Source organism: Psychromonas marina (genome assembly GCF_030161115.1).
In the GTDB taxonomy this organism is placed as follows: domain Bacteria; phylum Pseudomonadota; class Gammaproteobacteria; order Enterobacterales; family Psychromonadaceae; genus Psychromonas; species Psychromonas marina.
In genome coordinates this window covers 1-24403 of record NZ_BSPQ01000009.1, presented here as the reverse complement: position 1 = coordinate 24403, position 24403 = coordinate 1, and the positions used below count along the sequence as shown (strand labels likewise).

The following is a 24403-nucleotide window of genomic DNA, read 5'->3' as shown; positions in this document are numbered from 1 at the left end:
AAATTATGCCTAAAAATGATTAGGGTTTGAAATCCCTATTAAGTTAATGGTACAAATAGCCATCTTATTTATGCTAGGAAATATTTGTGTTATCTACTTTAAAAAACCTTTCAACTCAACGCTGGCCATGGTTGCTACTTGCATTTAGTGCACTTGCACTCGAATTATGTGCGTTGTATTTTCAACATGTGATGAAACTAGAGCCCTGTGTGATGTGTGTTTATGAACGCATTACCATGTTGGGTGTTTTATTAGCGGGATTAATTGGCGCCAGCTGTCCTCAATATTTACTGGTTCGATTAATCGCTTTTGCTGTTTGGGGTATTAGTGCCGTTTGGGGTTTATTGTTAGCGCTTGAGCACACAGATTACCAGATGAACCCATCGCCCTTTGCTACTTGTGATTTTTTTCCTAACTTCCCAAGTTGGGCACCCTTGCATGAATGGCTACCGTGGTTATTTAACCCAACGGGTGATTGTGCAGACATCGTGTGGCAATTCTTTGGTTACTCAATGCCGCAATGGTTAATTGTTAGTTTTGCTATTTACACGGTTTTATTTGTTGTCATTGCAATAACTGCAATGCTGCCTAAGCAAGTTAACAAATTTTAAGATTACAACGCACACAAAAAAAGTAGCAATTTATTGCTACTTTTTTTTGCTTTAAGAAAAGTATAAATGCTAATTAAAGCCCTTGAATATATTGATCTTGAGTCGACAGCGTGACCATTTGATCAAGTTTTACCTTCATTTGTGCTTTCTGCTCAGCATCGCCAGCCACTAACGTACTAAAATAATCCAATAACTCAGCTTTATCTAATTCTGCTTTTGAACCCGCACCAATGTTAGTCAGGTCAATAAAGAACTCATCAAATAAGCCCGATAGCTGCTCAACGATATCAACATTTAAGAATTGCTCATCGTTGTAAATACTAGGGTAACCACCAAGTTGTTTATCAACGGCAAAGGAAATTCCTTTCACGTTAGTAATGGTGGTCGCTTTTTGACACTTAAGCATACAACCATCTTCAATCGCCGCTTTATTACAACCAACGGTTTGTTGGAAGAAACACTGGCGACTAGTCATCATCAAGATGGGATGATAGATGCTATATATCATTTTAAAGTTTTCAGGACGTTTGATATTACGCATCTGGTTACGATTAATCTCATTAGAGATGAATGCACCCGCACAATTTAACTCTTCTTGTAAGGTTAACAAAGCGTAAGAATTGGTTGTGTTTAATAACGGACCAGCAATCCATTCGATACCTAATTCAACCGCTTTAAGCGCAATACCGGTATTATTTGAAATAATACGTTTAGGTTTAACGGTTTCTAATAAGCGTACTGATTCATCATAATCTTTACCAATTAATACCGCAGGGAACCAAGGTATTAAGCGTGGATTTTCTAAGAAAATATCAATGTGTTTATTACAACGTTTTTTCCAACTTTCAGGCAGTTTGAAATAGATATCCGCATCTGTTTTGTCTAGTAATCCTAAATCTTTAAGATCACTGATTAATACTGATAAGGTTGCTTGTTCATTAAGTTTTGAAAACGTTTGTAGTTTTGGTAATTCAATAGGTGCAATCGGTTGTACATTACCATTAAGAATAAACGCGACTTCATTTTTCATCGCGGTTAACTCTTTAAAGGGGACGCTTAAACCACTTTCTAAGGCATCAAAGTTAATCGACTCTAAAAGATAATCACCTTTTTTAAAGCTCTTGAAACGCTTTTCAATCGCTTCAGGTTGAATAGCTGATTCACCGGCAGCGATCATTAAGCTCGTTGAACTCACCGTATGGGTTTGCTCGTCAAATTCAAGTGTCACCGATAGTGCTTTGCCTAATCCACCAGCAAAAGACATCAACAACACCGGCTTTTCAATGCTCACGTGTTTTATCTTTTCAGCGACATCAGCTGTAATAGCATTTTTTTGTGCAGAAAGCTCTGTTTGTACTTCTTGAATTTGTACGACAGAGATAGCGTTGTTTTTATCGTTAGCATGTTGGAAACTGTTATCACGCGGGTTGTCGATAAACATATCTTTGGTCAGGTTACCCTGCAAAAATGAGTTAGTGAAATCACGATTAAATACTTTATAAAGATTACTATCATCCTCAAGTAATTTGCCCGTATCCACAAATTGATTAATCTGTTGGCGCCAGCTATCTACAACTGTATGTACATATTGCGCACCTTTAATACGACCTTCAATTTTTAGTGAATCAACACCTGCATCCACCAGCTGTGGCAAATCAAAATAGGCAGAGTTATCTTTTAGATTCAGTGGGAATTTATTACCTGCGGCGGTGATCTCATATTCATCACGGCAAGCTTGGCTACAACGGCCGCGATTACCTGAATTACCGACGCTTACAGAACTTGAGTAACATTGACCAGAGAACGCGATACATAATGCGCCATGCACAAAGACTTCCGTCAATACGTCGTGATCATGTGCAACAGTAGTAAGCATTTTAATTTCAGGCAGATTCATTTCACGTGACAGGTTCACACGACCAGCCCCCGCTTTCGCTAGGAATTTAATCTGACCTTCATTATGTGTTGTTAACTGTGTAGAAGCATGAATCAATAAACTTGGGAAATGTTTATTGAGAATATGAAACAGTCCTAAATCTTGAATAATAATACCGTCAATTGAGGTATTAACCAGTTGATTAAAAAGTTTAACTACCCCTTTAATCTCATGTTCGAGTAAAACAACATTAACCGTTAAAAACACTTCACATTGAAAACGTTTTGCTAGGCGTAATACACCTTTTAGATCTTCAAAAGAGAGATTCGTTGCGCGATTACGGGCATTGAACATATCTAACCCACAATAGATCGCATTTGCGCCTGCAATAATCGCGGCTTTAATCGCATCAACATCACCACCAGGGGCTAACAACTCAATTTTTCTGCTCATTTCTAAATCCATTAATACCTATTCAAATTTGTTGGCGATTCTACCTGTATCAACAAGCCTTTACTAGCGCAGTTAAACCCTCAATTTTGTAGGGTTACGTTAACCTCATTAACATGCATAAAAGAAAAAAGCCCTAATAGCTTCAGTTCATTGGCTATTAGGGCTTGTAATCAATTTAGTTCGTACAAAGACGCCTAAGTGTTCCAAGGGTTAGTTGGATCATAAGGTGCTTCATCAGCTTTCGGTTTATCTTTCATCGCACGTCTGTCTTTTGGACGTTCGCCACTGTCAGAGAAATTGTCACGGTATGGGTGTTTACTTGCTCCACGACTTGAGTCATTAGAACGAGAATCATGACCACGTGCTTGACGAGAAAACGAACGATCATCACGTTTTTCTTGGCTACGTTCTTTATGCGCAGAAGCAGCTTTTGCTTGAGACAATTCAATTGACTCAATGGTTAGCTCCATCGGATCGCGAGGCACAATATGCAATGAGAAACCACGTTCACGCGGTGCTAGATCATATTCAGACTCACGTGCTTTAGGCATACGTTTGAAACGAGATAGATAGAAATTTTCTAATTTAATACGTGCCCATTCCGTTTTCTTCAAAAACTTCAAGCTTCCAGCCACTGACGGATTCACTTTGAAGCAATGAAAACGCATCGCTGTATATAATATTTTCCAGCCATAAAATTCAGAAAGCTCGGTGAGCAATGTTTCTGTACTTAGGCCATGTAATGGGTTATTTCTTTGTTCTTCTACACTCGGTTTCATTTTTCTTTCCAAAATTAAAAAAGCCTTAATAAATAGTATTAAGGCTTATAACGCTATTTTAGCTGAAATAAATTAAAAAGCGATAACAAGCTGTTAGTTGTTAGTAATCAGCGATCAGTAAATCAGTCTTTTGTAGGTTGGCCTTTAGGCCAACAAATATACTGCAAGGTAATCTAAAAACCGACGGGATAAATCCCGACCTACAGTTGCTTTTTAATTCGGCGTATAATTCAACAAACTTTGCTGCAAACTTACCCCTTGCAGTTTCAGTTGATTAACACGTTGTAGGTAGGCAGCACCTTTTAATAGATGCAAAGCAACATCAACCGCTTTACGTTCGGTATAGGTTTCTAAATATGTGCCTTTTACCCAACTATTAAACGCGCCTAAACTTGGGCCTGCCCAAATTTGATAATCCATTTCACGTCCTTTCTCGCCAATATTAGACCAACGAGATGAAAGCCCCAAATACCAACGGAAAATTAACGCCATTTTACGTTTAGGGCTACTTTGTGTACGCGCTAACATTTCAGGATCACGCGCTTGGAAGAAATCAACGGTACCAGACCAAACATCATCAAGATTCTGACGGAAAATTTGCTTCTCTATCTTTTCACGTTCACTAGCAGGAATTGATTCGATAGAATCATAGTTAACATATAACTCATAAAGCTTATTAGCACGCATCGCAAACATGGTGCCGCGTTTAACTACTTGTAACTTAACACCCATTTCAAACATATCAGCTGCAGGTGCCATCGTTACATCTGCCATTTCAACACCCGCTAACAACTTACGCGTATGTTCAGATGCGCCCGCTTCAATACAAGCCTGATTAACAGAGCCAAGCACAATGTAAGCTGCGCCCATATTAAATGCAGCTAATGTTGCTTCAGGGGTACCAATTCCGCCTCCCGCACCAACACGTAGAGCAGGTGAGAAGTTATATTGCGCTTGAATCTCATCACGAAGTGCAATGATGGTAGGCAATAATGTTAAGAATGGACGGTTATCAGTATGGCCGCCAGAATCAGCTTCAGCGGTAATATCGTCAGCCATTGGAACACGTTGCGAAAGTTCAGCTTGTTTAGCGGTGATTTTCCCCTGTGCTAACAACTTATCTAACAGTTTTTGTGGTGCAGGCTCCATAAAGCGACGACCTACTTCGGTACGAGATACCTTAGCAATCACTTTATTTTTGATAAAAACAGAACCATCAGCATTCTCGCTTAAACCCGCGACACGATACCAAACAATATGCTCAGTTAAACCAAGGTAGGCAGATGCCTCTACCGTCTCTACGCCTAGTTTAAGAAAACGTTCAACTGCGCCACGCTCTAAGGCCTCTTCTGCAGGAGCATGAATCAAGTTAACCGCATAAGGGCCATTAGGTAGTTCTGCTTGGATACGTTTAATTGAATCTTCAATCACATCAGGGACTAACCCTGCCGCGCCAAACGAACAAAGTAATCCAGCCTTACCCAGTGCAATCACAAGTTCAACCGATGCAATACCGTTTGCCATTGCGCCACCGTGATAAGCGTACTTAACACCATGCTGTTTTTTATATTCAACATCTCCTAAATCTTCAGGATTAAGCGCTTGTGCAAACGCAACAACCGATTCACTACTTGAATCACATGTCGATTGACTAACACCTAGCTGTTGACCGCTTTTAGCCACATAGATCGGTTTATTAAGATCCATTAATGCACTTTTAACTGCTTCACTTGTTGTATTGATATTGTCGCTTGCGACTTTCCATGCCCAATCAATCGGCTGTTGATTATTTAATGTTAATACACTCATTGTTATTTCCTAAATGATGGGGATAACCCTCATCTATTTCGTTGTTTATTAAAAGCTACGAGTCACGAGCTACTAGCTTCGAAAACCGAACTGGCAATTCGAAGCTCTACGCTAACTACTCGAAGCTTAATATCGAGTAGGCAGTTCGAAGCTCGAAGCTACCTGCTCGCCACTTACTATTCGTTTTACGCCTCTACGATACTTAAAACAATATCTTTCACTTCATATATGCGTAAGCCATCTTTAGATAGGTTTGCATCACCCACTAAACGCACCTCATTATCTGTTTTGATAATATCGGTAATATGCACATCTAAACTCATCTGTTTATTAAGTGGCGTAATTTGACCACGGTATTTCCAGATAACATTGGTTAGCGGCGCTTCAAAACGCGGGTTAATAAACTGCTGCCCTAAATCGTTTTTAAGTGCATAGGTTTGTAAAAGCTCAATGATCGCTTCAACCCCTAATGAACCAGGCATCACCGGATCTTGATGGAAATGATAACGGAAGAACCAATCCGTTGCATCGATAGTACGTTCACCATATATGTAAGCCAGTGACGCTTTACCGCCACCCTCTACAATAGAAACAGTATCAACAAAGTTAAGTTGACCACCCGCTAAACGATAGTGAGGTTTATTAGCTTTCTCTTGGAACAAAGGTAACGCGTTATCAGTCAGGTCAATCTTAGTGATTTGATTCGCTGGTGTATTGTTATCAACAAACCAAGCATTGGTCGTTTTACCATTATCAATACCAAGTTGATTGGCTAACGCGTCACCACCAAAGTAACCAAATACTGCTTTACCGGTATAGAAGGCTTGATCATCAACAAGCAGATCAAAAGTAAAGCTTTGTACAATCATACCGCCTGCCATCGTCGTACTTAACAATACAGACTTATTAACGATTGTCTTACCACGCAAATCTACTTTTCTAAGCAGTTCACCTGAACCATCAAGGTTACGGAAGAACAGGTCTTTTTCTGGATAAACTAATGTTGTTCCCATATAACCAGAGATAAAGCCATTTGGTTGCAGTGCAATCTCCATAATCAGAGAATAAGGCATCCAATTATCAACACTGTTTTTAGTGAAATACCATGCATCTTCAGGGACATAGTACTCAGCAATACAGCTAGCAGGCTTTTTAAGGTCTAAACGTTCACCTTGCACATCGATAACACGTGTCACAACTTGTAAATCGCCACATGGGGTTCTTGGAGGAATACGTCCTTTGTAAACATCAAAGGCAGGACCAAAACAGTTCGAGATATTACCCGTTGCAAACTCAAACAGATGATAAGGCGTAAATGGCGTTGTATCAGGCGTTCTATTTTGTCCTGTCACCAATGGTGCTTCAAAATGCTTAATCGGCGTAACGCCTTTCTCTTTTGGCGCATTAAAGTCAGACTCTACGCGCATTAATGGACGCTGTGCATGTTTGAAAGGTTGTACGCCACGTTCATCAGTAATCAAATGGTTTTCAACATCATGTATCGCTTCGCGGCTAATATGCGTGACGTTATTTTCAAGATCGTTAAAGGCTAATTCGACTGAACTTTCTACAAGTTCAGCTGGCGCCGTTGGTAAAAGTTGTACGTTACTCGGCAGTGTCACCGGATAAGTAGAGTTTTCATCTTGCTCTTTAATTTCCATACACAGATTTTTAAAGTCAACAACGGTTTTACCATCAAGAATGATATCGATATTGGCTTTGATAAATGGACGTGGTGACATGCCCATCTCAACCACTTCTAAACGGTAAGTTAAGGTATTGGTTTGTGGTAATACTTGCCCACGACAACGAACGGTTTGCGGTTCACCCATCATCGGTTGGAAACGCGCGTTATTAACCGTACCATTCATGCCTAACCAAAGCATAAAGAACATCGCAACTTGCCCACAACCCTCCGACATTAACGAGCCAGCCATCACTTGGTCACCTTGGAAATGACATGGGAAATACCAATGGTTCGGATCTAAGTCTTTCTGACCTTCAATCAGACCTAGTCCCCAATGACCGCCAGTCGGATCAACCTTAGTAATACGCTCAATCATTAAGAACTTTTCAGATGAAAACTTCAATGATGGATTACGACCCTGTTGATCATATTCCCGGCCAAAACAACCCGCGATATCACCATCCACCAGCTTCATCATATCTGCATAGTTATACTGCGTTTTAGTGTTATGGATAAGAGGCTTAAAATAAGACTTTTTAGCGTTAGTAAACTCGGCTTTATCTTTATCGTTATGAATAACACCTTTACCGTCACTTAACTCTTCATCGGTAAAGAAACCGGCACAACCGTTACGCATGATTAGTACTTTCTTATCACCAACATAACAATCGTAATGGAAGAAGAACAACAGTTGCTCGCCATTTTTCGCATAGGAATCGATATGAATCTCATAACGTAGTGTTTCACCACCAAAGGCCATATCTTCTAAGAATGTTAATTCACAGTCTAATAGACGATAGATTCGTTCACTCTTGTTTTGGAAATCAATACCAATGTAAGAGATAAGCATTAAGTCACACTGCCCCGATTCAACTGAGACAGACCAAGGGATATGACCATCGATTAGGAATGGCGCATCGACAGGAATGTCGTACTCAGTCGCCATGTAAGATTTTTTATATTCATTCACCTTAGCGTCTAAGTCCGTCACACGTGTTACTAACAGATAATCGGTGGTTGGCAAACGTACACGACGCGCATAGCTATCGATGATTTTATATTCATCACCAAATACCTTGCTAATATCACCTTCAGCGAATTCAACTAAGTCAGCCGTATCGTAAATAACTTGCTCAGGTTTATTGAAACGCTCTTCAAGTTGTAACGGTGGATAATGATAACCTGCCGGACCTTTAATCGCAAAGCCTGTTTCGGCTTGAGTAGCGATAGGTTGGGTAACATGGCTAGTAGCAACATTAATCGTCGGCGCTTGACCAGATAATGTTTGCGCTTGTAACTTAATCAACGATGAGATCTGTTTTTCAGCTTCTTGACGAGCACGAATGAATGCTTGGTGAGTTTGTGTTTGCTGCAAAATCTCACTACTGGTTTTACTAATTGTTTTTTGATTCATTTTAACTTTCTCTGGAGAAATGACAGGAGTCGCAATTTTTTCATTTGCCGTCAACGCTTGTAATGGTTTAAGTGTTAACAAAGAGAGATCTACCGGATGACTAACACGATCTGAGGACGATAACTGTGTTTTCATTTTAGCGAAAACAGGTTGTGCCGCGTTAGCAACAATCGCCTGCTCAATATCAATGCCACCTAAAACAATCGGTTTGATCAATGAGAATGGTTTCTTGCCGGTTTCAACAGTTGCTATCGCTTTATAAGGTGTTACTGTCGCGCTTAAAATAAGGTGTGCACAGCTCATATCTTTACCAAGCCCATTCACTGCTACCTTAGTTGCTTGATGAGCATCTAAGACTAAAGCAGATTTAATCAGGCTCATCATGCCCGATGCATTAAACAGATGTCCTACTTGGCGTTTAACACTGTCTAGGTTTGTCGTTGGATAACATGCTGCAAAAGCACTTTTCTCAGCTTGGTTATCGGCAATAAAGCCACTTGCAAACACCTCTACATAATCTACTTGAGACGCTGTTATACCCGCATCACGACAGGCTTTATGAGCAGCTGTTTTAATGGCTTGGCTATCACTACCCGTTGCAAAACTAATAGCATCAATTTGTGCATAGCTTGTTTCCTGAGTAATAGAATGTGTGGATTTAAGCACAATTGCCCCCGCACCCTCGCCCACTAACCAGGCTGTATTATCCAGTGGGTTAGCAGCACTTTGCGCATCTTCAGAAACAGCACCATAACGTTGACGCAGGCTAATATTCTCAAAAGAACCCGCTAAATCAACCGCGGCAATCACAACAGCATCAACATCAGAGGTCGCAAATAGGTTTTGAGCAAGCTCCGTACAACGATAAACCGAGTTCTCTTCACTAGATACCGTAAATGCAGGTCCGGTGAAATCCCACAGCGCAGAGATACGTGACGCCATGATATTGCCGATGAAACTGGTATATTGATTTAACTGTGCAGGTGAAGCAATGCTCTCTTTACAGATATTGGTAAGCTCATATTGTTCACTCGAGGTCAAACGAATACCTTGTTGCTGTAAGCTTTGCTCTATTTGTGTGGTTAAGTTTACACGGCCACGATACTGATGCAGATCCAGCTCAAGTCCCATCGCCACTAATACAGCAACATTGGAGCCCTCTTTCAGACCTGCTTGCTGCACGGCATTATCGGCAACTTTCATCATCATCAATTGTTGTGGAATCAAACAATCTTGTGGATTAGGTGGCACTTTAAAACGTAGGAAATCTATATCGAATTGTTCGACATACCCCCCCTTTGGCGCTTTACCTAATTGCAGCGCCTGTTTTATGCCACTATTCTTCTCAATGCCTTTCCAACGATGAACTGGTAGTTCACGGAAAGTATTCCCGTCTGACTCAATAAGCGCTTTAAACTGCGCTAAGTTAGCACAATCACCGACAATACAATCCATGCCCACAATCGACATCGGCGCTAAAGCTTTTGCTTTGCTAAACTCAGTTTCGAGTGGCGAATTACCCGCTTGTAAAACCAGATGTGCATTACTACCACCAAAACCAAATACACTGACACCCGCAGTACGTTGCTGACCCGCTGCAACTTGCCAGTCCTGCTGTTTCCAAGCCACCGTATCGATCGGCATTTGCTCTGAGGTGAGATAAGCTTGTTTAGTGGTAATTGCATTTTTTAGGCTAATGGTTGCCGGAATAACAGCTTCATTAAGTGCATATATCGCTTTAGTCACACCCGGCATACCGGCAGCCGTTAAAAGATGGCCTAAATTTGATTTTGCAGAACCTAATAACGGTTTGTGGTTATATTCACTAAAGAACGTCTCCATTGAGCCAAGCTCAACCTTATCGCCTTTCGGGGTACCCGTTGCATGACATTCAATGTAATCGACATTAGCTGGTGAGATTTGCGCATCTTGATAAGCACGCTGATAAGCTAATACCTGACCTTTAGTATTTGGGCTTAATACAAACTCGCCCTTACCATCGTTAGACAGTGCACCACCTTTGATAATAGCATGGATAGTATCGCCATCACGCAGCGCATCGGAATGACGTTTAAGCACCATCATGCCAGCACCCTCAGCGGCAAACAAACCCTGTGAATCGTTATCAAACGGTGCATGTTTATTGTTAGCAGGGAATGCTTGGAAAATTGAAAACCCCATATTAACAAACATCGGATCGGCACCCGATATTGCGCCCGCCAACATCATGTCAGCTTTACCCGTATGTAAATAATCGCAGGCAAGTTTTAAGCTATAACATGAAGAAGCACAGGCAGCATCAAGGGAGAAATGCGATGCACCAAGGCCTGAAGCTTTAGCAAGCAGAGCCGATGGGTAACCCGCAACCAATGCATTATCTGGATTAACTGTTTGCGCCTGCGTAAAATTAGCTAACTGAAAGTTTGCAGATGTTAGCTGTTTCAACGCGTTTTCAACGACATGGTGATAAAACGGTAAAAACAGATGATTCGAACTTTTAGTCGGAAAGGATAAATTACCTAAAATAAGACCACATTCGCCTAGCGCATCACTTCCCCAATAACCTGCATCTTTTAAGGCTTGCTCAGTAACATAAAGGCCCCACTTATTAAGATCATCAAGCTGGTTAAGATAATCAGCATTTAAGCCACGCTGCACAAAAGGCGTTGCATCAAAATCAAAACCACGAATGTAGCCACCGTACATACAGTAAAACTTATCCGTATCGCCTTTCTTACCTAAGTATTTAGCGGGATCAACACCCATCTCTGCCGCGGTTATTTGCGTTCTGTTATCTTGTTTATTTAATAACTGCGTCCAAAACTCATCTGGTTGACTTGAACCAGGAAAGAGATTGGCGATACCAACAATGGCTATATTTTCCATATAAATAATTCTCTTATGTGACGGCTTAAGCCGACTAATATTCTGTTAGTGGTTAACTTGTTGAATCAAGGAACCACTAAAAAAAGATTCAATATTCATCTCAACACCAAAACTAATCAGTTTCGCTACCGCACGCGCATAGGTGAGTTGATCGTCAGTGCCTTTTGCATTCACAGGCACGCTAATGTGGTGATTTTGTTGTCCAGAAAGCTTTAACGTTTTATCAGCCCAACTGCACAGCGAACGTCCCGCCCCCATCTCAACAAATACTTTTGTGCCTTTATCGGCTAAACCATTTATCAAACGAGGGAAATCAACAGGTTCACAAAGACATTTTGCAATACTGACGGCAATCGCTTTCTGATGCTGAGGAATAGGCAAGTAACATGAGCTTGAAATCATTTTGGTCTGAATTCGTTCAGTCACTGGCATGCTATAAAGCGCAAGCATGTTGTCATACTCTTGATAAGCAGGTTCACTGTGAATCGCATTAGCCATATTAAGTGGCATAGCTCGCACACCTAGACGCTTAATCACCTGTAAACAATGCTCAGGAAATCCGCCAATCACTAACGAATCTGGCGTATTAACAATAGTGACATAAACACGTTCATCGGCGTGAATTTCAGCATTAACTTGCTCAACAGTCCCTTTGATACTGTAGGTTTCCCATATCTGCTCAAACTCACCATCGTTAATATCAGGCAAGTTCCAGAGTTTACGAATTGCGCGTAACTCACTGGATAGTTGATGATTAAAGGTATCAGAGTTTGCAAGACGCGCGCTCATTAATCCCGGCTGTTGCCAACAACCCAATGCAGCAAACATACTGATTTCACCCATGCTATATCCACTAGCAAAATCAGCTTTTATATTAAATACCTGCTCGAAAATTTTGGTAAACACACAGGCATATCCGACACCACACTCTGCAATGTTGGCAAGGCTATTACGCAGTTCAAGGTCGAGCTGTTTAAGCTCTTTAAAACCGAGTGCCACTACTGAACGCGGATTTAATAATTGATCTTTAAGTGAAGCGCCAATATTGTCCGCCAATGCGATAACAGCGGGATAAATCTCAGGAAACAGATGAAACAGATCACGCCCTAAACCCACATAGGTTGCACCAATGCCGGGATATAAAAAGGCTGTTTTTGCATTTTGATCAGGCTGACTAGTAAAGTAACTACCCTTAGGGGTTTTCCAATCAGACTGGTTTTTAAAGGCGATGTTAATGCCCGTTAAAGCAAGTTGAATCTCTTTGTTTAGCTCATCAACAGATTCTGCAATTAACACAACTTGATAACTAAAACTGCTGTTGTTTTTTGTGTGATACAACTGTTGCGCTAACGCTTTGAGATCTTCACTTACGGTTAACTGTGAAAGTTTTAACAGTAAACTTTGTTGATCGTCTGCACCGATAATAAATAACGATTGTTTACCATGAAAATTAAAACCGTTTTGATGTACTAAATTATCGTTGCCCTCAGTTAACACAATGTGGCTATAAGCTGTTGCATTAATCAAACTATAAGCATTATGTCTGGCTTTACCCGAAGCAAGCGGGAAAACAGGCGCAGGTTGATTAAACAGGTAAAATGGAGAGCTTAACCAAGCTGATAACATCGATGAACTAGGCATATTCCAATCAGATACAGCACCACGATATCGCTGCTGCAGAGAGATAACGGAATATATTAAACCCATTAGCTCTGATACCGTTTCATTTTCACCCAATACACTTTTCTGACAACTTATTGCCGTTGTACAAGTTTCAAAATCAGCAGATTGCGAATAACTGTTGAGTAATGACTGTTGCTCTAGCTCATTTAAATAGTTATCTGCACTGGCAGTAACTTCTAAACTACAGATATCTTTTGCAGTGATGGCAGTCGCTGTTAACGAGGTTTGAATAATATTATTGATGTCACTATGTGCACCCGTGGTGACGTTGTTAATAGTGGCATAACGGACACTATTATTAGCCTTAACAAAGGACTCACTGGATAACAAAAGACAAGCGGCACCTTGCAACTGCGCATAACCAGCAAAGTCAGTATCAAAACTGATTGTTGCGTTATTTGTATTGTTAATCTCATCAGGAAGCGCAGCACTGATAATCAGTACCGCAACATTCTCCGCAGCAAGAATCTGTTCTGAGAGCTGTAATGCTTGAGTAAGATCAGACACCCTTTGATAACTAAAGTGCGCCTGATCTGCCCCCTCAATAATATAATCACTACCAAGGTTTTGTTGAACGACGATCACTGCAATCTGTTTCGCAGTTAGATTATTTTTTTCAACAACCAAATTCGCACAGCGTTTACAAAGATCAGAGTAACTTAGCTGCAATGCAAGCGAGTCAGTTAACACCTCGCCACGATATAAGCAGGCTTCAACCTGATCAATATTATCGAGATCATTGAAAATAGCGTTAAAGCCGATCACTGCAAGTGATGAGTTCATCACCTGCAACGAGGATGCTAATGGCATACCTGACACCATTATTTAGCGACTTTCAAAAACAGATCGTTCAAGCTTTCACTTGCTGTTACCTGCGCACCAATAATGGTGGCAAGGATCTGTTTTTGCTCATTGATCAACTCAACATCAGCAATTACTTTTTTATTACGTTTGTTAGCGGTCAACTTTAGTTGCAGATAGAACGGCTGATCAACAGGCACTTCCTGATACACAGTCCAATTAGCGGTTGCCGTTGGTAAACTACCTAAACCGAGCTGTTTACGCACCCAAACCAGTAACGCTTGATAAACCAAATCGTTAGCAAAGACGTTATTGATAGCAACATCAAACTCGCCCTGCTGCTGTTGAACATCACTCTTAATCACACAACTTAGTAATAACCCCTGTTCATCACAACGATTAACCGCGGTAATGCCCTGCAGGGTTTCACCATGAAACAGTGTGCCATCTTGGTAAAGTGGATGCTGTTCAGTTGCAATGTTAGGTAAGTCACCATCAAAAATTGGCGCATCTATTTTGTTTTTAGCCAATAACAAATTCGCACTATAATGGAAAATAGTTTTACCATCTCGCTCACTCGATATCTTCACTTCAACAACAAGTTGCTGCGCATCCTCACTAATTAATTTCAGGTCGATCGCGTAATCATCTGCTTGTGTGCCGTCAAATATAATGCCTTTAAACAACTTATAGTTACTTAAGCCAAGGTACTGATAACCAACATAAGTCGATTCAGCCGCTTCCACCATCCACGCGATTGCGCAGACAGTTGGAAAAACTGCGTTGTCACCAATTTGATGATCGCTGAAAAATGCATTGTTAGCCGCTAAAAGCTGTTTAGATAAGCGACTAACTTCAGGCTTTTTTACAGCTACTTCCTCAACAGAAACGCTTTCATCTGATTCTCCGCCCATATCATTACCAACTAAAATTTGTGGACAACGATTTGTATCGGCAGCTAATTCACTCACTAACAGTTGTGCGCCTGCATCTAGTGGAATGATATACACGCCACGATCATTAAACATACGTTTAAGTTCAGGTGTTACCATGCCACCATCCCAAGGACCCCAGTTAAAGCTCAATACTTGTGCTGATGGGTTCAAGGCTTTAAAGCGGTATGCACTTTTATTTAAGATATCATTGGCAATCGCGTAATCCGATTGACCAGGGTTACCGTAGAAACCCGCTGCCGACGAAAACAGAACAAGATGTTTGATTTTATCCTGCTGCGTACAGCTTAACATTGACAATAAACCATCGATTTTGGTGCTGTAAACCGCTTCAAAATCAGATAATGCTTTCTGTTCAATGAACTTATCAGCCAATACACCGGCGCCATGAATCAGACCAGTAATATCACCCCATAAATCAGTAATCGGAGAAACCGCATTTTGTACGCTTTCGCTATCGGTGACATCGGCACTAATGTATTGCGCCACACCACCCGCTGCTTGAATCGCATCTAATGTTTGTGTGATCTCACGATTAGCGAGTACAGGTTTAATAAACTTAGTCACGGCCACTGGCGTTGGTTTTTCACCGCTTGCAATCAAATGCTGCATTGCCGCTTTTTTCAGTGAGACTTCATCACTGTTGCCCTTTGCCCATGCTGGTTCATTGCTATCATATTGAGAGCGACCTAACAGGATAAACTTCGATTGATAGGTTTGTGCTAAACGAATCACACAATGTGCTGTTACGCCCTTTGCACCGCCACTCACAAGAAACAGAGAATCTTCATTGATGCTGTTACCCGCTTGTAAAACATAACTATCGGTTTTTTCACCGACTAGCGTTAAACGACCGTTGTTATTAAAACCAACTTCTACTGGCGCTACTTGGCTATCATTAAGTTCATCAAAAACAATATTAGCGACTTTGTCTGCAGCGAATTTTGTTGCAACATCTAGCGCACGACAGAAAACAGTTGGCCACTCATGGCTTAATGTTTTAACTAAACCCGTTAAACCGGTTTGTACTAAATCACTGTCTTGCTCATTATTTTCAACACCAAAACAGCCACCTTGGCGTGTTAACACCAAAAACGATGAACGGACATCATTATTGCTATTATTAGCAAGCCCCGATAACTTAGCTAATAGGAAAGCAAGTTGTAGCCCTTGTTTACTCGCTTGTGGATACTCAATGCCAGAGGTTGTCGATTTAGGCTGCAGATAAACCACCGCATGCCATGTTGCTTGTGTTGCTAAAATCGCTTGTAACTCTTGTTCATCTAGTTGTTCAAGTTCAACGACATTCACCGCATCCGTAAATGATTTAGTGCTAACGGTTTCAACCCATGATGGTTTTAACACCGTTACTGACCAACCCTGTTGGGTTAATTTATCTGCTAAACGAATTGCACTGCCTTCACCATCATCCACTAACAACAGATTTTCACCGTTTAAAGTTGGTGTATTGCTAACAACCGCATCAAGATGTTTTACCACCACAATACTGCTTGGTGCAGGTTCAAAATCATTGTTAATTTCAGTAGCAGTGATCTCTGTTGCAGCTTCGATAGAAGACGCTGTAGAAGTGCCTGTCGTAACGCTACCGCCCGCTTTTGATTGCATGTAGTTAACAATCTCGCCTAAGGTACGCAACTCAGCAAGATCTTCAGGATTAAGCTCTGGTAAATTGGTGATCTCGTCTTGCACTGCGCCTAAGATCTCAACACGTTTAATCGAATCAATACCTAAGTCCGCTTCCATATCCATCGCAAGTTCTAACATCTCAGCAGGGTAACCGGTTTTATCTGCAACCACTGACATCATCACGTTTTGGATTTTATCCAAATCAATCCCGACTGCTGGTGTTGCTGTAACCTCAACAGGCGCAACAGCACCCGCTTTAGACTGCATATAGCTAACAATCTCACCTAAGGTACGTAGCTCAGCTAAGTCTTCAGGATTAAGCTCTGGTAAATCTGTGATTTCGTCTTGCACAGCCCCTAGAATCTCAACACGTTTAATTGAATCGATACCTAAGTCGGCTTCCATATCCATCGCAAGTTCTAACATCTCAGCTGGGTAACCGGTTTTATCCGCCACCACTGACATCATCACGCTTTGGATTTTATCTAAATCAATCGCGACAGTTTGTACTTGTGTTGTTGTAACCTCAACAGGCGCAACAGCACCCGCCTTAGACTGCATGTAACTCACGATCTCACCTAAGGTACGTAGTTCAGCTAAGTCTTCAGGGTTAAGCTCAGGTAAGTCTGTGATCTCATCTTGTACTGCACCAAGAATTTCAACACGTTTGATAGAGTCGATACCTAAATCAGCTTCCATATCCATGCTCAATTCAAGCATCTCAGTTGGATAACCGGTTTTGTCAGCAACAACAGACATCATGACGTTTTGAATTTTTGCTAAATCAATCGCAGTCGTTGCAACAACAGGTGTTGCTTGAACAGAAGTTGGCGCAACTGTTTCTGCTTTTGACTGCATGTAGCTAACTATTTCACCTAAGGTGCGTAGTTCTGCTAAATCTTCAGGGTTAAGCTCTGGTAAGTCTGTAATTTCATCTTGCACAGCACCTAAGATCTCAACACGTTTAATCGAATCAATACCTAAATCCGCTTCCATATCCATGCTCAGTTCTAGCATTTCTGTTGGATAACCGGTTTTGTCAGCCACAACTGACATCATTACCGTTTGGATTTTAGCTAAATCGATAGCAGCGGTTGCAACAACAGCAGTTGCTTGAACGGCAACGGGTGCCACAGTTTCCGCTTTTGATTGCATGTAACTTACAATCTCGCCTAGTGTGCGCAATTCTGCTAGATCTTCAGGGTTAAGTTCAGGTAAATCTGAAATTTCATCTTGAACAGCCCCTAGAATCTCAACACGTTTAATCGAATCGATACCTAAATCCGCTTCCATATCCATGCTTAATTCAAGCATCTCGGTTGGGTAACCGGTTTTATCGGCCACCACAGACATCATTACCGTTTGGATTTTAGCTAAATCAATGGCAACCGTTGTTGCTGCTGCATTAACTGCTACTGGCGCTGCTGTTTCAGCTTTAGATTGCATATAATTAACAATCTCACCTAATGTGCGTAGCTCAGCTAAATCTTCAGGATTTAACTCAGGAAGATCTTGAATTTCATCTTGTACAGAGCCTAAGATCTCAACACGTTTAATCGAGTCGATACCTAAATCGGCTTCCATATCCATACTCAGTTCAAGCATCTCGGTTGGGTAACCGGTTTTGTCCGCGACCACCGACATCATTACGTTTTGAATTTTATCTAAATCGATGCCAGTGCTAGCAATTGGCGCTACTGCAGCTGAACTAGCCGAAACAGGTGCAGCCGATTCCGCTTTTGATTGCATGTAGTTAACGATTTCACCTAAGGTACGTAACTCAGCTAAATCTTCAGGGTTCAGTTCAGGTAAATCTGAAATATCATCTTGAACAGAGCCTAAAATCTCAACACGCTTGATAGAATCGATACCTAAATCCGCTTCCATATCCATGCTCAATTCAAGCATCTCAACAGGGTAACCGGTTTTATCGGCCACTACGGCTAACATGACTGTTTGGATTTTATTAATGTCAATTGCAGGCGCTGCAGCAACCGTTTGTGCTACAGGTGTTAGCGTTACTTGAGGCTGAGCTTGCGCAACTGCTTGAGTTACTTGAACCGGTGCAGGTTGTGCCGCCGCTTTAGCCGCTACAATTGGCACGATATTGCTCACTGGCGCTTGTGCTTTTACGGGTGCAGAAGTGACTGGCGTATTAATAGGTGCAACAGTAGTCTCTGCAGCAAAGCCATCTAGCATCTTGCTCATGTTTTCAGTTTGGCTATTTAAGTAAGTTTCATGAACACGTAACGTTTCCGATTGGAAGTCATGGTACAAACCTAATGTTTTGTCTAAACCTGCAGGTAACTCAGTTGCGCCTGTTTGCGCGGCTAATACTTCTTGGAACGTCTTAGCGTATTCCTGCGGACCTTGCATATAAGCTTGATGCACATCTAAAAGTTGTGATTGATGATTCACAAAATTTTCAACACTACGCTCAATAGAGCTCGCCATATCTGTATTGTTGTTTTGTGATAAAGCTGGCGCACCACCTTTCTCTACATAAACAATTTTTTCAACTTCGACGATCTTCTCAACGATTTTTTCAACAATAACTTCTTTAATCACCTCTTTAACTTGAGGTTTAGCGGAGCTAATTTCCCAACCATCATTTAAGGCATCATCAAAGGCTTTCTTCGTTTTAGGGTTCACATAAGCAGCACCCGTTAACTTCATCGCTAATGGTGACTTCTTAGGCGCAACCACTGGACGTTGTTGTGCTGAATAAGGGTCGATATTATCAAGTTGTAAACCTAATACTGCCATTTCAACAGCAGCTAAACGTAATTGCTGATCCGCTGATTTTTTCGGATTGCTGTTCACTGCGATAGTCACAACATCCTCTTTATCTTGCAGAATATTATCCACTAAACGGGTTAATACATTCTTTGGACCAAACTCTACAAAGATACGTCCACCAGCAGCATATAAGTTATCAATCTCTTCATTAAAATGAACCGATTGTAAAATATGGTTTTTCAGTGCAGCTTTAATTTCGTCAGCGTTATCTGGATGTGCTTGTGCAGTCCCATTAGCAAAAACAGGTACTGTTGGCGTATTAAACGCAACACTATCAATTACTTCTGCAAATGGTTTTTGTGCGTGCCCAACTAAATCGGTATGGAATGCCGCAGAAACAGGTAGTTTAACGACCTTGTAACCTTTAGCTTGCAGCGCTTCAACAGCCACTTCAATTTGTGCCGTTACCCCGGCAATAACCACTTGGTTATTAGAGTTATAATTAGCAATCGAAACACCATCAATACCCTCAATATCTTGTGCAACTTTTTCAGGTGCGCCAACAACCGCGGCCATTGTGCCTGCATCAACAGGTGTTTCGCCAGGCGCAGCCTGTTGTGCCATCATCGCTGCACCACGACTACGTGCTAATAACATATAGTCGTCATCGGATACAACGCCTGCTGCCCACAGTGCTGTTAACTCACCAAAGCTATGGCCCGCTGCAAAATCAATTTTTAAACCCGCTTGTTTAAAGGTATTAAACAGACCCGCACTAAAGGTACCAATCGCAGGTTGTGCATTTTGCGTTAAACGTAATGCCTCTTCCTGTGTTTTGCGCTCATCCGCAGAGAAAACAGGAATAGGAAATACTGTTGAAGATAATTGCGTCAGTCCCGCATTGCTAAACTGTTTATCCATCGCAGCACTTGTCGCTAGCATGGTTGGGAAATTACAAGTTAAATCACGTCCCATATTGACATATTGCGAGCCTTGACCAGAGAACAGTGCAACCACTTTACCAGCAACATCTAAACCAGATTCGCGGTAATAGATACCCGTTGGTTTGCTCCATGCTTTTTCATCGCTTGCTAACTGCTTAATAATGTTTGTGATGGCAGTGATCGCTTGATTTGCATTTTTAGCGACAAAACCACAACGTGCAAGCGCTGCGTCAGGCGTTACAAATGGATTTTCAGACACTAATGCATTAAATGCATAAGCTTGCAGGTCTGTTTCAACAGATAGTTTTGTTAACCAGCTATTTAAGTTGCTAGTTAAGGTCGCTTTATCCGTTGCACTTAATACTAATATTTGTGGTACTTCATTTAAACGGTAAGCCGCATCGTGTGCCGCTTTATATTCTTCTAAAACAAAATGGAAGTTTGTACCACCAAAACCAAATGAGCTAATACCTGCACGACGTTTAATACCGTCGGCACGTGGCATCCAAGGACGTGTTTCGTTATTTACATATAACGGAGAGTTTTCAATCTCTAAATTAGGGTTGGGCTGATCAACGTTGATCGTTGCAGGCAGTACTTTATGGTGTAATGCTAATGCTGCTTTGATTAATCCCGCCGTACCAGCTGCCGCTTTCGTATGACCCACCTGTGATTTAACTGAACCTAGCGCAATATGCTGCTTTTGCTCATTGTTTTCACTAAACATGGTTTTCAAACCACTAAATTCAGCTGCATCACCCGCTTTTGTACCCGTGCCATGCGCTTCGATTAAGCCACATGTACGCGGATCAAAACCAGCGTCTTGGTAAGCACGTTTTAATGCTTTCACTTGACCTGACGGACGTGGTGCATAAATCGATTTAAAACGGCCATCCGATGAACTACCAATACCTTTAATTAAGGCATAGATTTTATCGCCATCACGCTCTGCATCTTCAAGACGTTTAAGTGCAATCATGCCAACGCCTTCGCCAATCATCATGCCTTTTGAGTTTTCATCAAATGGGCGAATATCGTCGCCATCGGTAAAGGCAGGTGTTTTAGAAAATGACATGTACATGAACGGTGAGTTATCACAACAAACACCACCGGAAATCATCATCTCAGAACGGTGCTCTAACAGGTCAGAAACCGCCATTTTAATTGCCGCTAATGAACCAGCACAGGCAGCATCAACCACACAGTTTGTGCCACCGAAATCAAAACGGTTAGCAATACGGCCAGCAATAACATTACCTAACATACCTGGGAATGAATTTTCTTCCCATGGGATGTAGGCTTTTTTGTATTTTTCAATGATTACATTACGATCCGCTTCACTGACACCTGACGCTTTTAATACTTTATCTAATACAGGGCCTTGTAAACGAGAAGTCAGTGGTGCGATCTGTTTCTGACCACCGCCTACACCAAGAGTAATACCAATTTTGTCACGATCATAAGCCGCTTCATCACTGATACCTGCATCCGCTAATACGTCACGTGCAACCACGAGCGACATTAACTGAGTAATATCTGTTAGCTCTAAAATATTTGGTGGCAGACCAAATTCCATTGGATCAAAATCGATTTCTGGTAAAAATCCACCACGTTTACAATAGGTTTTATCCGCATCTTTTTTATCACTAGAGTAATAATCATCTATCGCCCAACGATCTTCAGGAATATCCTGAATACCATTAACCGATTCAACGATGTTGTCCCAAAACTGCTCTAGGTTTTGAGTTTCTGCAAACACAGAAGCCATACCTACAATCGCGATAGGACACTCTTGAAGTCGTGAATTAAGCTTTTTATCTTCTACTGTTTCAATTACTTCAAGATTTTCTTGGTTAGACATGTTGTTACTCCAATTAAGATTCGGTTGCATTTTCAGTTATTTTTTCATTATTAGATTTATCTTCTAATAACCGAAAACGACTTAAAAATTCATTGTAATTTTTTACTAATACACGACGTATATGGTACGGCGCTTTACTTAATACATAGCAGATATAACGTTGTGCAGCTTGGTAATCATCATCGCTATAAAGGTCTAAATAGATCCAATTACTGGTGAGATCATGCGCCATTAATAATGATGTTTTGGGCTGGCATTTATCAGCACCAACATCAGTTGATGTTGGCTGGCTTAGGTTAGGCAGTGTGATGATATACACTTGTATTACATCTAAAGCAGACAATAATTGTGCAGGTTCGTCCCCCTCGCCCATCTGTTGACGCATCTGATTCAAAAAATCACTCATCGCTTGTGGCGACACCACAGAGTTAATGACCTCATTGGAGAGGCTCTCTGTAATAGCGACTTGACCATAACTTGATTCTGTTTCTGATTCGTCAAAATCTTGCATATCAGCAAGACGCGAAACACCATGACGCTTTAAACAACGTTGCAATCCTGCACGGGACGTATTGGGATTAACGAATGTTTTACATACATTTAATAACTCATCGAGAGAAAGCTTAAGACGCAGGCGTAATTGCACCACAACATACTGCTGTTCCGCTGTAAGCGTGGTATTAAGTTGTTTAGGAGTGTGTGATACATCGTCGGTAGAACTGCGTTTTCGCCATTTTCGCACGGTGGATTCAGAGACTTTTAATAGTCGTGCTAATACCGCGGTGGCAAGGTCTGATTCATGGATAAATGCACGCATCTCGGGCGTCGTGGTAGCATTTTTATGCTGGTTTTTATGGTTGCTTTTATGTCGATTAGGCATTTAATTTCAGCTTTATTAAGTGATCAGATTAATTAAGACATTTTATAGACCATGCAATATACACAGGTATCACACCCTATACAATCACCCGATACTTATATTTTGGCTAATCACTATTTATTGATTCAAAAACTGACGTATGACTATAAAATCAGTAACATCTGAATTACAAATGCTAAAACTAATTAAGGATGAGGCTCGGTATCACGTTGGCTTACATACTATTCAACATAATCATATTTAACATGAAATGCATAGCATACTGTTATCATTGACATAGTGGGGTTTACTTAATACCTCATTTAAAGATTTGCAAAGTGGGAAAAAGAAATGGACACATTGGCGTTACAGTTGTCCGACCTTTTTAAGGCAAACCTTTGTCGAGTGGGCAGGCTTTTCGGTGCGTTATTCATTCTGGGCAAAAGCCTATTATGAACAGTAAAAAATCAAGGGAAAACCACATAACAGCATCATTAGATCATTGGCATTTAAGTGGATCAGGATCATTTTTAGATGTTGGAAAACAAGTACACCGTATGATGAGTCTACATACTTAGAAGCCCTGAAGCGTAGGAATTCGCCGTTATTAAAATTTGCAATAAATAGCTGATTTTTACTGGCGGTCCCCCTCAGGGCGTGTTGTTATGTGCTGGAGCTAACTGCTAGCTTAAGACCTAAAGCAACAAATACAGTACCAACGACTTTATCTAGTAATACACTTACCCGTTTACTACTTCTAATTTTATTAGTTAGTTTGGATGCAAGTAATACATATGTAACTTCAACAACAACTGCGACTGCAACAACCAACAAACCTAAATAAAGTAACTGCATAGGAACAGCTCCATGCCCATCTCGAATAAATTGAGGTAAGAATGCCATAAAAAATATAGCTACTTTGGGATTCAGTATGTCGACCAGAACACCTTGCTTATACGCTTTCCAAGCGGACTCTTTCGGTTCACCATTTGATGTGATATTTAAACTAGTACCTGCCGAACGAAACGATTGATACGCGAGATATAATAAGTAGCCAACACCGATGTATTTAACGATTGTAAAAGCAATAGCAGATGATACTAAAATTGCTGACAAACCTAGCGATGCAGATGCCACATGAAAAAGAGCACCAGTACAAACTCCAAGTGCAGACGCTATACCAACTCTTTTTCCGTTAGCAATCGTCTTAGTCAATATATATAAAAGATCAGGGCCAGGTGCAATATTCAGCGCCAAAGCAGTAGAGAGGAATAAAATCCAAAAATTCAAATCAGACACGAAAACTCCTTGTTTCGATAAATATAAAAAGGCACATAGACATAATGACTCCCACTAAGGTGCTAGCCTCTACCGTGGGTTAGTTTTTCAACCAGAGCCATA

At 41.1% G+C, this 24403-nt stretch carries 9 protein-coding genes and 1 pseudogene; 2 read left to right on the top strand and 8 right to left on the bottom strand.

Annotated features, from left to right (window positions below; all coding sequences use genetic code 11):
• Positions 1–86: 86 nt before the first annotated feature.
• Positions 87–611, top strand: coding sequence for a disulfide bond formation protein DsbB (dsbB, locus tag QQK09_RS10740; RefSeq protein ID WP_284204136.1), 525 nt, complete (start codon positions 87–89; stop codon positions 609–611).
• Between the two features lie 73 nt (positions 612–684).
• Here the strand turns inward: dsbB and QQK09_RS10735 are convergent, their stop codons facing one another.
• The 7 genes from QQK09_RS10735 to QQK09_RS10705 all read right to left on the bottom strand — a co-directional run bounded on the left by QQK09_RS10735 (position 685) and on the right by QQK09_RS10705 (position 23023).
• Positions 685–2940, bottom strand: coding sequence for a peptidase U32 family protein (locus tag QQK09_RS10735; RefSeq protein WP_284204135.1), 2256 nt, complete (start codon positions 2938–2940; stop codon positions 685–687).
• 194 nt (positions 2941–3134) lie between these two features.
• A complete protein-coding gene (locus QQK09_RS10730; RefSeq protein ID WP_284204134.1) occupies positions 3135–3719 on the bottom strand; it encodes a VF530 family protein in 585 nt (194 codons plus the stop codon).
• A gap of 213 nt (positions 3720–3932) precedes the next feature.
• The gene (locus QQK09_RS10725; RefSeq protein WP_284204133.1) at positions 3933–5528 is read right to left on the bottom strand and encodes a PfaD family polyunsaturated fatty acid/polyketide biosynthesis protein; all 1596 of its coding nucleotides are present in this window, start codon (positions 5526–5528) and stop codon (positions 3933–3935) included.
• A gap of 185 nt (positions 5529–5713) precedes the next feature.
• Entirely contained in the window at positions 5714–11515 is a 5802-nt protein-coding gene (locus QQK09_RS10720) for a hotdog fold thioesterase (RefSeq protein WP_284204132.1), read from the bottom strand.
• Between the two features lie 45 nt (positions 11516–11560).
• Positions 11561–14008: a PfaB family protein gene (locus QQK09_RS10715; protein WP_284204131.1), complete on the bottom strand. Its 2448-nt coding sequence runs from the start codon at positions 14006–14008 to the stop codon at positions 11561–11563.
• Positions 14009–14019: 11 nt separating this feature from the next.
• Positions 14020–22143, bottom strand: a complete 8124-nt coding sequence (locus QQK09_RS10710) for a type I polyketide synthase (RefSeq protein ID WP_284204130.1) — start codon at positions 22141–22143, stop codon at positions 14020–14022.
• A gap of 13 nt (positions 22144–22156) precedes the next feature.
• Positions 22157–23023 carry a helix-turn-helix domain-containing protein gene (locus QQK09_RS10705; RefSeq protein ID WP_284204129.1) on the bottom strand — a complete coding sequence of 289 codons (867 nt, stop codon included), beginning with the start codon at positions 23021–23023 and terminating at the stop codon, positions 22157–22159.
• Between the two features lie 313 nt (positions 23024–23336).
• Between QQK09_RS10705 and QQK09_RS10700 the strand changes: the two are divergent.
• Positions 23337–23633, top strand: a pseudogene (locus QQK09_RS10700) (IS110 family transposase); the annotation flags it as partial.
• 32 nt (positions 23634–23665) lie between these two features.
• Here the strand turns inward: QQK09_RS10700 and QQK09_RS10695 are convergent.
• A complete protein-coding gene (locus tag QQK09_RS10695; RefSeq protein WP_284204128.1) occupies positions 23666–24301 on the bottom strand; it encodes a LysE family translocator in 636 nt (211 codons plus the stop codon).
• Positions 24302–24403 lie beyond the last annotated feature (102 nt).

Bases quoted from the DNA above. Each gene is read 5' to 3' on its own strand.
- QQK09_RS10705 (WP_284204129.1), bottom strand. From the start codon at position 23,023: ATGCCTAATCGACATAAAAGCAACCATAAAAACCAGCATAAAAATGCT.
- QQK09_RS10715 (WP_284204131.1), bottom strand. From the start codon at position 14,008: ATGCCATTAGCATCCTCGTTGCAGGTGATGAACTCATCACTTGCAGTG.
- QQK09_RS10710 (WP_284204130.1), bottom strand. From the start codon at position 22,143: ATGTCTAACCAAGAAAATCTTGAAGTAATTGAAACAGTAGAAGATAAA.
- QQK09_RS10720 (WP_284204132.1), bottom strand. From the start codon at position 11,515: ATGGAAAATATAGCCATTGTTGGTATCGCCAATCTCTTTCCTGGTTCA.
- QQK09_RS10725 (WP_284204133.1), bottom strand. From the start codon at position 5,528: ATGAGTGTATTAACATTAAATAATCAACAGCCGATTGATTGGGCATGG.
- QQK09_RS10730 (WP_284204134.1), bottom strand. From the start codon at position 3,719: ATGAAACCGAGTGTAGAAGAACAAAGAAATAACCCATTACATGGCCTA.
- QQK09_RS10735 (WP_284204135.1), bottom strand. From the start codon at position 2,940: ATGAGCAGAAAAATTGAGTTGTTAGCCCCTGGTGGTGATGTTGATGCG.